Origin of the sequence: Pseudomaricurvus alcaniphilus (assembly GCF_011440395.1) — a bacterium.
Lineage (GTDB): Bacteria > Pseudomonadota > Gammaproteobacteria > Pseudomonadales > Cellvibrionaceae > Pseudomaricurvus > Pseudomaricurvus alcaniphilus.
On record NZ_JAAOIX010000007.1, the window covers coordinates 34,795 to 47,829 of the forward strand.

At 55.6% G+C, this 13,035-nt stretch carries 6 protein-coding genes; 3 read left to right on the plus strand and 3 right to left on the minus strand.

From position 1 onward, the window contains the following. Positions 1–655 precede the first annotated feature (655 nt). Positions 656–2,080 carry an autotransporter outer membrane beta-barrel domain-containing protein gene (locus G8764_RS14040; RefSeq protein ID WP_166165294.1) on the minus strand — a complete coding sequence of 475 codons (1,425 nt, stop codon included), beginning with the start codon at positions 2,078–2,080 and terminating at the stop codon, positions 656–658. Between the two features lie 661 nt (positions 2,081–2,741). Here G8764_RS14040 and hspQ point away from each other — a divergent pair. From hspQ to G8764_RS14055, 3 genes are all read left to right on the plus strand, one after another. Further along, complete coding sequence (hspQ, locus tag G8764_RS14045) at positions 2,742–3,062, plus strand: heat shock protein HspQ (protein WP_341806402.1); 321 nt, start codon at positions 2,742–2,744, stop codon at positions 3,060–3,062. A gap of 366 nt (positions 3,063–3,428) precedes the next feature. After that, positions 3,429–4,934 (plus strand): endonuclease/exonuclease/phosphatase family protein, encoded by a 1,506-nt coding sequence (locus G8764_RS14050; RefSeq protein WP_207951895.1) that lies wholly within the window; start codon positions 3,429–3,431, stop codon positions 4,932–4,934. Between the two features lie 28 nt (positions 4,935–4,962). Further along, positions 4,963–6,561, plus strand: coding sequence for a phospholipase D-like domain-containing protein (locus G8764_RS14055; RefSeq protein ID WP_166165296.1), 1,599 nt, complete (start codon positions 4,963–4,965; stop codon positions 6,559–6,561). A gap of 375 nt (positions 6,562–6,936) precedes the next feature. Here the strand turns inward: G8764_RS14055 and G8764_RS14060 are convergent, their stop codons facing one another. Then, positions 6,937–11,523: an ATP-binding protein gene (locus G8764_RS14060; protein WP_166165297.1), complete on the minus strand. Its 4,587-nt coding sequence runs from the start codon at positions 11,521–11,523 to the stop codon at positions 6,937–6,939. A gap of 29 nt (positions 11,524–11,552) precedes the next feature. After that, the gene (locus tag G8764_RS14065; protein WP_166165298.1) at positions 11,553–12,725 is read right to left on the minus strand and encodes a thiolase C-terminal domain-containing protein; all 1,173 of its coding nucleotides are present in this window, start codon (positions 12,723–12,725) and stop codon (positions 11,553–11,555) included. Between the last annotated feature and the right edge of the window lie 310 nt (positions 12,726–13,035).

Sequence of the window (13,035 nt, forward strand, 5' to 3'; positions counted from 1 at the left end):
CTCTACTACCCCAGCCTGGCGGGTGCGCTGGGAAGCTAATGCCGGCGGAACTCAGCCACTAGCCTTCGCCGGGAAGGAGTTATTCGATAAGGAACTTCGCGACCGGCTCTTGCAAATACCCATGCAGAACTATTTGCAGAGGGCGCTACAGCTACCGCTGGACGGATAGCGGTTGGAGAGGGAAAAGTGTGTCTGTATTAATTACCCAGCGCCCAGGAATCCATACATTTCAATGAAGTAATGGATCCCCGCCTGCGCGGATGACAAAAAACAACCTAATTACGCCTATGAATAAGCCAGTTATCGGCGATAGTAAACATATACCCTGTAGCCCTTGGGACAGCAGCTTTGCTCCCGGCCTGGCTCCAGGGGCTTGCTTTCAAGACTCGCCGTGCCCAAAGCACTCGCTGCGCTCGCGGGGCAGGCTCAGGTTCCATCCATGCACCCAAAGCACTCGCTCCGCTCGCGGGGCGGGCTCGAGGCTCCACGACAGCATCCCTGCTGTCGAGGGTCTTGAAAGCAAGCCCCCGAAGCCAGACCTAACATAGTGCCGGCTGCACGAAAGCTTAGCTTAGGTGGTAATTAGGAAAAACAATGTTACAAAACAGACGCCAGGCAAGTACGGGATCACTGCACTAATATTGTCAGATCGCGCTTATAGCGGATGAGAGTAACTAATAATCACCTGCTGCAGGTCATCGCCCTGGCTGGAATAGTTGTAGTTCAGGCTGACATGACCGCTGCCCAGGTCCAGCGTACCGCCCAGGTTAGCCGTCCAAAAGTTTTTATCGCCAATCTGGTAGGCCGGCAAGGTGTGCATGGTAAAACCAAGGCTGTTGTTGGTCACCTCCAGGCTGTGCAATGAGTCCCGGCGCTCCTTGGCGCCGAACACTTCGGCGTGCAGGGAAAACGTCTCCGACAGCTTGGCGCTGCCGACCACACCAAAGCGCCACTGCTGGCTCTTCATGGCCTGCTTGCCCCAAGTGTTATTCAGGATTTGAGCACCGCTCTCCTCGTAGTCGTCCACTTTTGCATTCACCGCCTGGTAGCCGAACGCGGGGGCCAGCTTGAATTGGGCTGAGTCGGACAGCAGGTCATAACCCACCAGTGCATCCAGCCCCCAGCCGCGACCATCGGTATCGCCAGTGGCGGTGTACATCTGGCCGCCAAACATCACATCCCGATCGAGGTCATCGTAGTCCAGCCGGGTCAGGCTGGCGACCATATCCAGAAAAAGTGGCCCACTGCGGTAGCCGAGCAGCCCGGTAACACCGAAAGTGTCCGCCTCGAACTCCGACGCTCCCACCTCCAGCTCGCTGCTGCCAAAACTCAGCACCACACCCACCAACAGGTTATCAGAAACCTTGTGGGTATAGCCGACGCTGAGGGTCTCGCGCTCATCCTCGGCGCCATCGCGGGAGCGAAAGCCAGGGATATATTCCACTTCCGTAATATCGCCCGCCAGGAGCCAGCCTGACTCGAGGCTTCCCCAGCGTGAACGACGCAGCTCTGCTGTTGCCACCAGGCTCTGGCTGCGCAGGGCGTCCATACCCATCAACGGCAACAAGCCAATCTTCTGGGGCGCGGTTACGATATCGAACACCAGCTCGGCGCTGGTGGCCCCTGCCGGCGTGCCGCTGGGAGTAAAGCCAGCGTCAAAAATCTGGAACATGGGAGTAACGGGCTCGCCCCCACCGAGCCAGTCGAACGACACGGAAAAACCCGACAGGGCAGTGTCGAGCTCTATGGGAGCATAATCCGGGTCGCTATCAATGGTGGAGGTACCGGCAAATAATTCATGGTCAAGGCCGGGCGTGGGGAAGCTGATAAAGGAATCGCGCCAGCCTGCCGGCGCCATATCAAGGGACACCCCACTGTGGGTCATCTCGCCATAGACCACGTTGAAAAACTCGACTCCGGCCGGGGTATCATTATTAAACACCGTGTAATCATGCCGGAATCGATTGCCACCCAGGGCCGTCTCTTCATAGACAATCATCACCGCACTGGCCGTAGCCGGTTGCAATAGCGCCGCCGTAACGGCTATCAGTTTAGGTACCTGAGACCTGAACAGCTTCATGACATTCCTCCTACACTTTGTCAGCCGGTTACTTCCTGCAATTTTTATCTTTTTTCTCTAGCCATATCTGCTTGAGCCATAACCGCTGGCTATTATTGCCAGCGATCACTTTCTGGCTATCGATTCCTGACCACCGTCATCATCACCCAAGGCAAGTGGCTCAACGTAATAACTCAACTGAAATCAATAGCAACTTTTTTCATAAACTGAATGATTTATAAGACTCGAAGTAATAAATTTTGCCACGTCAAACACCTGTTGCGTCAACTTGCCAGAGAGTGGTCGGTGCTGGACACCGTTAAAAATAGAAACAGTTAAAAGCAGCAACGGTTAAAAGCAGTGTCTGTTAGCAGCAATAGTAGTAAGTATTATTTGGTAACTGCGATTTCTTCTAAACACAGCAAGGGGGAAGTGAGGCCCCGCTTCCAGCGTCAGGCTCGGCACATATCTCAACAAGTCACTAGCCAGAATAAACACCCTTTTTCTATCAGGCAAGCATTATTCTCCGCCGCGTAACCGCATATTGATACCATTTCGACCGGCCCCAGCAGCAGCCTTTGAACGGTTTGGGCTCAAGCATCCTGCCAGACGGCACCCACACTGATATAGTAGTATCAACAGTAGCGCAGACGACTGTTTACAGGAGGCGACTTTGGGCACGGTGACCAGTATCAACAGGGCTAAATTTGCCGTCGGAGACCTTGTTCACCACCGGTTGTTCGACTATCGCGGCGTGGTGGTCGACATCGACCCCGGTTTTCAGGCCTCCGAGGAGTGGTATCAGGCAGTCGCCAAATCACGCCCACCCAGGGATCAGCCCTGGTATCACGTGCTGGTGCACGGGGCGGTTCACACCACCTATGTAGCCGAGCGCAACCTGGAGCACGATACCCTGGGCGAACCGATCACTCACCCGCTGCTCGCGCAGTTCTTTTCCCGCTTCGAGAATGGTCACTATGTCCGCGAGGGACGGATAAACTGATAACACCTGCGCTTCGAGCCGCGCCGGCAGCGCAGCAACACCCGTCCAGGCGGCTCGGCTCCTGCAGTAATTATGCCCTCCTGACAGCTGTTGCCCTCCTGCCGCTGGCACGCAGTTCCCCTGCCTGATAACCTCTGTTAGACTAAAAACCGCCAGCACTCGAGCCGGTACAGACCCGCTCGACGGCGGACATCCGCCACGAACGCTCGATATCGCCGGCCATATTTTCTTTCCACTGCTCTCATTCTGTGCTGACCGGCTCACCGGGAGCCTATGGCGATAGAAGCGGCAGCAATGGCTTAATACTGCAGCTCTTTTGACTGACTTATTACCGGCTCTTAGCTGTGGCCGCCCCTGGAGAACGGCGTGAAGCCAATAACATTCCTGTATATGGAAAACACCATTCGACGGCGACGCAAAAGTGTGCAGCAGCAACTGACCTTTTTTATGTCGGTTGAAAATGTCGGCTACCACAAGGCGGTGGATGTGCTATGGGCCGGGGAAGACAACCAGTGGCGCACCCTGGGAGCAACCCATCACAGTGCACACGGACAGCAGCACGAATACTGGAGCGCCGGCGTCAGCATCAAACTCAGCAGTAAACAAGCACTGCCGGGCAATATCCGCTTCAGCCTGCGCTACCGGGTTGGCGAGCACGATCACTGGGACAACAATCACGGCAAGGACTACCACTCCGACGCCGACTCCGGCATCCTCCTCGGCCACTCCGCCGTGCAAAATATACTCTGCGATACACACTTTGCTGAGGGCGCCAAATACGTGCCCGTCAAGGTCGCGGTGGACAGCCGCCAGGGCGCCGACCGGGTGGTGCTGCACTGGACCACCGATGACTGGACCACCCGCCGCACTACCGACTGCAGCGCACGGCTTAACTTGTGGGACAAACTGCACGCGAGCAACGCCCGCAACCCCAACCAGTACGGCGTGCAAGTCTGGGCCGGTATTATCCGCTGCCGGGACGCGTTTCGACTGCAGTACAGTATCTGCTACCACCGCGGCGAGCAGACCTACTGGGACAATAACGCCGGCCAGAATTATATCCTGCAGCGCGATCCGCTGCGGGTCATGATTTTAAACCTGCACTGCTATCAGGAGAAAAACCAGGCCGCCAAACTGCGGCAAATTGCCCGCGCCATTGCCGAGCTTGACGTCGACATCGCCTGCCTGCAGGAAGTGGCTGAAAACTGGAACGACGGCCACGGCGACTGGCAGTCCAACGCCGCCCGCATTATCAACGAACACTTGCCGCAGCCCTATTACCTGCACACAGACTGGTCGCACCTGGGCTTTGAGCGCTACCGAGAGGGAATCGCGATTCTCAGTCGCTACCCGTTCCTGGAGCAACAGTCGCGCTACGTATCGGACGACCAGGATATTTACAGCATCCACGCCCGTAAAGTGGTCATGGGCGCCATTAAAGCGCCTTACATTGGCCTCGTTAACGTCTACTCGGCCCATTTAAGCTGGCTGCAAGACGGCTTTGAAGAACAGTTCAACCGGCTTCACGACTGGGCCGCAGGCAATCACGGCAAAGACGTCCAGGCCACCCTGCTGTGCGGGGACTTCAATGTCACCGTAGATTCCGCCGGCTACCAACTGGTGGTCAATAGCAAACAGTACGACGATCAATTTATGGACGTCAATCAACACGGCTTGTTTGAAAAAATCTTTCGGGCTGAGGATCCCTACTGGCAAGACCTGTCCAGGGAAGAGTATCGTATTGACTATATTTTTATGAATCGCGGCGGAAAACTTCGGGCCACTTCCGCCGAGGTGATTTTTACCGAAGCAGATTACGGACGCGTTTCCGATCATTGTGGTTATGTCATGACCTTTGAGCCACAGCCCTAAATCCCCGTAAAAAACGGAGGTATATAACATGATATTTGCAGAGCACTATGCCACTCCCACCAGCGGCAACCTGGGCGGGTCCTTTGCCAGGGTGAACGATTTCAAACACGTGTTTTTTGTGCGCTGGGGCAAGATTAGTTTTGCCATGCATCACGGCGTCACCGCCAACCTCAAGGTGGTACTGAAGATCTTCAGCGACGATGGTGTTTGCGATACGTTCCTGGTTGATACAGATGCCTGGAATATTGCCTGGAATCGCCACACCCGCAGCACCCGGGACTTCTATATCCAGCCCTATTCGAAAATTACCGGGCAGGTCAATTGCATCAAGTTCTCCTTTATCGTGCACCTCAACGGCCGCTCCATCCCCTCGGAAAAAGACTATATTTTTATGGACTGGCCGCAATTGCAGGGCAACCCGGACCAGCCCCAGGAACGGCAAATCACTGCCGAGCACTCAACCCTGAACCACTATCGCACCTATGAAGTCAATGCCCATACCCTGCAGGCGGATGTGGACTGGATCAATCATCACTATGAATCCCTGCAACTGGTGCCAAAGTTCACCAAGGGCCACCCGACCCACCCCTACCACCCGAAAAGCTATATTCACCACCTGATCGACAAGGTTATCCGCACCAAGGCGGAACAGCCACAGCGGCTCTGTACCATCAAGGTCAGCGTCGACTGCATCGACGACAGCAACTTTATCACCCACCTGATCCACGCCCACGAACAGGGCGTGCTGGTGCAATGCATCGTCGACTGGCGCAAGATGACCCTGACCAACAGCAACAATTACGCCCGCCTGAAGCGATCTGGAGCAGAATTGATCGGCGTGGTCTGCAGCCCCGACCACCACCTCATCGAAGTGGAACCGGATATGCACACCAAGTTTGTGATTTTCAACGATGAAGACTGCATCCTCGGCTCGTTCAATATCACCTTCGATCGCTGGTGGGCAAACTGGGAGTCGGGCATGACCTTTCACTCCAAGGGCGTGTGCCGCCTGCTCGACAATATTTTTCAAAGCCAGCGGGGCGGCGTGATCCAGCAGTACGGCATCAACCCGCACAGCCATTTCAACCTGTTGTACACCTTTGGCGGACACCTGATGGAGGGGGGCAAGGCCTACTTGCCCCACCATGCGATTTTTGCCGAGATTAACCGGGCCCGGCACTCCATTAAGGTGTCACTGTTTTTGATCGGCGATCTGCTCGGCGAACACCATGACAGCGTGGTAAACGCCCTGATCAACGCCAAGAATCGCGGCGTACACGTGCACATTCTGTTTAACGGTCACCTCGCTCGCCAGGGCGACGTAGGCGCCGAGCGCTCAATGGCAGAAGAGCTGAGCCGCCCGCTGCTGCCTGCGGTGCAGCGCCTGCGCGACAACGGGGTCAAGGTCGGCCTGGTGTACGGGCAGCACGACCACCCGGTACCCTACTCGCCCATCCACTCCAAGTACTGTGTCATCGACGAGCGGGTGGTGATTGACGGCAGCTTTAACTGGTACAACACCTCGGTGTTCTCCCACGACCTGATCGTGGTTGCCGCCAATCATGAAACCGCCAAACCCTACCTGTACGAATTCGAGGAGATGCAACGGGTGTTCAGGGTTTTCTAGGAGCCTGTCGGACTTAGGTGCCCGTAGCGAGAGAAAGTCCGATTTGAGTCAGTTTTTAACCATTTTTGAGGCGAATAGTGGTTCTATTTAACGAGAAAATGGTTAAAAAATGGCCAAACTCGGCTTTTTCGCAGCAGGGCAACCCTAAGTCCGACAGGCTCCTAGAGCCTTCGCGCGGCAACCAACTTGTTTGGCAGCTTGCACAATCTGACAGCAAAACAGCGGGCGTTACTTGCTGACGTGCTTGAGAAACCTGATTGAGGAAATTGACAGAATAGCCTGGCAGGAAAAACAGGCGCGCAATCAGCAGAAAACAAAAATGGCCGCTACATCCCTGTAGCGGCCATTTTTTTAAAACTACCTGGCTACGCCAGCCTAACTGACCGGCTTGACCACAAACAGCAGATCGCCGGTGTTGACCTGGGCACCGTTGGCCTGGTTCACCCGCACCACCTCGTAGCTCTTGTCAGACTCGAACAACTCCCCTGCACCCGGTACGCTGGACAGCGAGATATGGGTAAACAGCTTCATCGCTTCGATCTGGCAGAGCGTGTGACTGAGGTTGGCGGTACTGCCCACCGAGACGAAATCCGGCTCGTTGGGTGACGGCGTGGCATAAAACACACCGGTCATGGGCGAGATCACCTTGAGCTCATCGGTACCATCAATACGCAGGGTACTCAGATCACCGTCGGTTTTGTCGACGCCGGTATAAGCCATATCTTCAACCAGCTGGTCCTTGTCGATGCTGTTGAGGAAGGTGGGCAAATAGTTGGTGTCGTAGTTACCGTCGACAAAGGTCTTGTCCTTCAATATACGCTTCAGCAGCGGCATGTTGGTACAAACACCCTTGATGCTGGTCTGGTCCAGCACTTCCAGCAGTTTGCTGATGGCGTCGTTGCGGTCCTTACCGAAGACAATCAACTGGGCAATCATGCTGTCGTAGAAAGGCGAAATGGTCTTGCCTTCAGTAACAGCAGCAATCAACTCCACATCGTCGCGCTCTGGGAACTTGCACTCGGTCACCAGGCCGGGCGTCGGCAGGAAGTCGATGACGCCACCACTCAGGCGCGCCTTCTCAGCGGTAATACGCGCTTCGATAGAAAAGCCTTCCTTGCGCGGCTTGAGATGCTTGATGGATTTACCGGCGGCAATATTGAACTGCTCGCTGACGATGGAGATACCCGAGGTCCATTCGGTCACCGGGTGCTCTACCTGCAGGCGAGTATTCATTTCCATAAAGTAGATGGCGTTGGACTTAAGGTCGTAGATAAACTCAACCGTACCGGCGCCAAAGTAGTCCACCGCATTAGCCAGTCGTTCAGCCGCTGCGTAGGCCTGCTTCTCCAGGTTTTCCGGCAGCATGGTCGAGGCGGACTCTTCCAGCACCTTCTGGTTATTGCGCTGTACAGTACAGTCACGCAGCCCCAGGATCTTGGTGTTGCCTTCCTTGTCGCGCAGGATCTGCACTTCAATGTGGCGCATGGATTCGACAAACTTCTCCAGGTAGAGATCGCCGTTACCAAACGCCGAGCGGGCTTCGCTGTATACGTTGTTAAACGCGCTGCGAATCTCGCCGGAGTTGCGTACCACCTTGATGCCCTTGCCGCCACCACCGTGCACCGCTTTCAGCATCACCGGATAACCGATGGCATCGGCAACCGCTGCTGTGGCCTCGACACTGGTGAGAATGCCGTGGCTGCCCGGTACTACCGGAACGTCGTTGGCCATGGCCGTATGGATAGCATTGGACTTGTTGCCCATGGTGTCCATACTGTCGGCACGTGGACCGATAAAGTTGAGGTTATTGCCGCGACAGACGCGGGCAAATGAGGAGTTCTCGGACAGGAAGCCGATACCCGGGTGCAATGCGTCGGCACCGCGATTGTTGGCAATGGTTACCACGGACTGGGCATTGAGGTAGCTCTCGTCCGGGGTCTGGCCACCGAGACACACCACTTCATCACATTCGCGCAGCATATCAACGGCGACCGAATCCATATCCGGGTCGGATTGCACCAGCAGTACGTTGATGTCCAGCGACTGGGCGATGCGAATCAGTTTCACCGCCGTACAGCCACGAGCGTGGATCAGCACCTTGTTGATGGGACGCATGCTGTCCACCGCACGGTAGACCACTTTTTCCGGCAACTGCTGCTCCAGAGCTGCAGATCCCGTCAACACCTTGGCAACCACACTTTGGATAGTTTCCCTGGGCACGGTAATGCGCGGGTCAACCTGGCGCAGCTTCTCATCCAGGTCCTTGGCAAACGGGTGCTTGACCAGGCCTTGCATGGCCCCGGGGGTATTGGCCAGGTAGTTGGCCACCGTTGCAACCGACGGCAGGAAGGAAGGTACGACCACCCGACCGGCGAAGGGCATGTCGGTACCACTCAGGTAATAAGTGCGCACCAGTGGGTGGGTCACAAAACTGGCCTGTGAACCACCGGTACAGTCACCGAAGCCAAACACGATCACTGGCAGGTTGGTCTCGGCGATAAAGCGGGTGATGCGGTCATTGACAATGGCCATCGAGAAGAGGGAGTTGGGCCCCTCTTTGGTCTGCATACCGCCGGAGGAAATAAAGCACACTACCGGCAGGTGCTGGGTGGCACAATCCTGCAGCAGGTCACAGACCTTTTCCGCACCGGCCATATCAAAGGCGCCGGCCTGGAAGGCAATGTTAGAGATAACCACACCCACGCGCGGCTTTTCCTCGCTGTCTTCCAGCTTGAAGCGGCCGAGGCCGGTGACGATACCGCAGGGCGGCACGCCGTTTTTCAAGGCCTTTTCGATGGACTGGCGGAAGCCCGGGAAGGACACCGGGTTGGCCGTCATCTTGTCGGCATTGGTTTCCTCGAAGTCTTCAATAAAGGTATCGCGAAACGCCGCCACAGTACTCAGCTTTTGCCGCTTCACACCGTCGAGAACCCGCTGCACCAGCAGATCCTGATAGGCGATATTGAGCTGGTTCCAGAAGTCCTTGCGCTTGCCAATACGGCCCGGGTTAATCTGCCCGGAGTAGGTCTTGCCGTGCAGCTGCGACTCCATAAATTCCGGCACCAGATTCTCGAAGAAATAGGTGATCAGAACCAGCAGGGACTCGGACAAGCGCGGGAAGATAACTCGCTTCCACTCTTCGACACCCTTGAGGAACTCGCCGCGCTTGCTGTATTTGACAAAATGACTCAACCACTGGGCAAAATCAGCCGTGGTTTTGCCAACACTGATTTCCGCAAAAGCCGTCTCCTCGGCGTTTTCGTCTTTCAGGTCGCGGCTGATTTTGCTGGTGGCCTTGTCGATGGAGTTATCGAGGATCTTGCGCAGGGTAGATTCAGACAAAGTCTGGAACGCTTTCGACTCCTCGGCAATCTCACCAAAATTGTTGACGATGCTGTCATACAGCGCATCGAACACCAGCACATTCAGGAATTCCTGGCGCAGGGTCTTGTTCAGCGCCGGGGCGTAGAGGACGTCCAGCAGGGTTATGTCCTGGTCACCGATGGCCGGCACTGGCTCGGCTTTGGCTTCCTTGGCACGCTGTGCCAGGAGTCGGCCCATTTCAATAAAATTGAATGTGGAGTCAGACTTCCAGCGGTTGTAAAGGTACAGGCAAATTCCGAAACAGAGGTTTTTCTCCGCCTCCTGGAAGTTCTTCTGCGGGTCGCCGAGAATCAGGCTGGTGATGCGGTTACGGCCGGCGTCCAGCTCGCTGCGCTTTTGCTTGTACGTTGACCAAAGCTTGGCCAGACGCTCGTTGTAGACCAGTTTTTCCGGGTCTGACATCCAGCGCTGGAAAGACGCCTCGCGAATCTGGCGCTGGCGCTCGTTCAAATCACCCTTCGGAATCTCTTCTTCCGCCAGACGCCCGTAGGCATTGGTGGTGGAGGAGCGAATACGTGCGCGCAGGGACAGGGAGCGCAAGTACATCAGCGCGTGCCCGTAGAGGTTGGGGTACTCGGACAGCGGCCCGTGCAGCTGGAAATCGGCGGCTTTTTGCAGCGCCTTGAAATCCGGATCATCCAGGTTATTGGCATTGACCTGGTTGATATAATCCTGGGTCACTGCCGGGTTGGCGATCACTTCGGCCTGGGCGGCCTTTTCAATCTGTTCGATGCCGGTAAAGAGGGTGGCCGCCAGGGTGTCGACACTCTTGTTGCTGGTGGCCGGCGCCCAATCAATAACACCATCAATGGCGCCACGGGAATAAAGCTCACACGGCGATACCCCCACATAGCGGGCGCTCTCCTGCCAGGACAGGTTGTACTGGCGGGCAATATTGGCCAGGCCCTTGGGCTGGATGGTATTAAACACCGCGTTGCGCACCGCAAAAATCAGGTTGCTGGTTGCCAGCGGAATAGCGCCGCCGGAATAACCCAGGCCAAAGATCACCCCGATGTTGGGCGTCTTGACATTGGCCATGACCGCAATCAACCGCGAAATGGAGTGGGCCTGGTTATTGGCGTTGGCTTCGGTGCCAGCGTCGGCCCCGGGGGTGTCCATAAACGTAATAATGGGCAGCGAGCGACTGGCGTAATCCTTGACCAGGCGACAGGCTTCCAGGTGATGCTCTGGTGACCAGACACCATTTTTGATTTTGCGATTCTGGGCGATGATACCCACGCGCCGGGAACGGCCGGCGTATTCCAGGTTCATCTCTACCGCGTACAGCGGGCCCAACTCAAATTCAGCGTAAATCTTGCCGCGCAATTGCTGCACCGCAGCTTTGGCACTGGGTCGACTGGCGGCTTCGGCGGGATCCAAAACCCGGGAGATGTAGTCATCTACACTCAGGCTTTTCAGGGTTTTTAATTCGGCCTTGATAGCCTTGCCACTCAGCAGTCCCTCTACCTGCTGGTGCCATTCAAACGGGTGGACCACACCATTGAGGGTGAAATCCTTGGCCCGGTGCTCAATTTCTGAAAGCAGCAATAAGCTGCCGGTAGTTTCTTTAGTTGGCATATTTTTTTGTCTCCGCTGTAACACTGGATTTATTCGTCCATCATCAGAACGTGGCTAACTACCGTGGCACCCGTTCCGCCAATGTTTTGAATTAGAGCTACCTTGGGGTTATCAATTTGATTGGCCCCCGCAGTGCCCGTAAGTTGCTGGTAGGCCTCAACCAGCTGGTATACCCCGGTGGCGCCGACGGGATGGCCGCGTGATTTCAAGCCCCCCATGACCGAAATCGGCAACTTGCCGCCCAGGGCGATCTCGCCGTCTTTGCCAAAGTGCACACCCTGGCCCTTCTCCGCAAATCCTGCAGCCTCCAGGCTCAGGGAAGAGATAATAGTGTAGGCGTCGTGAAGTTCAAAGAAGTCCACGTCATTTTTACTAATTCCTGCTTGTTTGAACGCTCGCTGGGTAGAAAGCGCTACCCCGGACAGCTCGAGCTTGTCGACACGGTTGGCCAGAGCCAGCGAATCGGTGCCAATGGCAGAACCGCCAATACGTACCAGCGGCAGGCCTGCACGCGCCGCTTCACGAGCGACCTCTTCATTACCTATGATAATGGCCGCAGCGCCGTCACACACCGGCGGCGCGTCAAACAGCTTGACCGGGTCTACTAGCATACGGGAATTCATATAGGTGTCTATATCCACCTTCTTTTGCAGGAACGCATTTGGATTATTGAGGCCATTTTCGTGGGCATTGATGGAAAAATGAGCAAAGTCTTCTGCGGTTACCTTGTAGGTATCCATATAAAGACGCATCAGCTTGGCATTGAGCGAAATAAATGACTCGCCGTGGCAGCCTTCCAGCTCCCAGTCGGCGGCAGTAGCCAGTGCCGATGTAGTTTCATCGCGACCGGCATGGGTCATACGCTCGCTGCCACAGACGATAACCGCGTCGTGAAAACCGCCGGCCACACTCATAAAACCCCAGCGCGCCGCCGAGGCACCCGACGAACAAGCCGACTCTACTGTTGCCGCTTCGATACCGCGCAGACCTGCCACATCGGCGTGCAGTGCACCGAGTTGCTGTTGGTTGGAGAGTATGCCGGACATCATATTGCCGTTGACCAGCATGCCGATTCGGCTTGGGTCCAGGCCCGAACTGGTCAGCGCCTTGGTAATGGCTTCCTTGGCCAGATAGCGACCGCGTGTGCCCTCACTTTTGCAGACCTTGGTTTGGCCTACCCCGATAATATATACGTTATTCATATTGCATTCCCTTCTGCTGGTGTGAGGGCGAAGCGCCACTGCTGGTGATATACCAATGACTCAGCCGGGCGCTGCAAACACCTGCAATGCGAGAGGAGGAAGTGCACACTCGAAAGAATCATTAGTTGTATTTGCAACCAATACTAGAGTTATTCTGACTAAATATCAATCACCTATCCGGTTTAAAGCCAGAAATCATTAAATATTTCGTTTCATTTTCAACTAAATTAGGGCCGGGCATGCACTGTAACGATGTAATAATTATTTTGACGACAAATAGGTGCAGCGAAAGCCGCAAGGAAAATACTGC

Excerpts from the sequence above, each read along its gene's own strand:
- G8764_RS14055 (WP_166165296.1), top strand. The coding sequence starts at position 4,963 with ATGATATTTGCAGAGCACTATGCCACTCCCACCAGCGGCAACCTGGGC.
- G8764_RS14040 (WP_166165294.1), bottom strand. The coding sequence starts at position 2,080 with ATGAAGCTGTTCAGGTCTCAGGTACCTAAACTGATAGCCGTTACGGCG.
- G8764_RS14060 (WP_166165297.1), bottom strand. The coding sequence starts at position 11,523 with ATGCCAACTAAAGAAACTACCGGCAGCTTATTGCTGCTTTCAGAAATT.
- G8764_RS14065 (WP_166165298.1), bottom strand. The coding sequence starts at position 12,725 with ATGAATAACGTATATATTATCGGGGTAGGCCAAACCAAGGTCTGCAAA.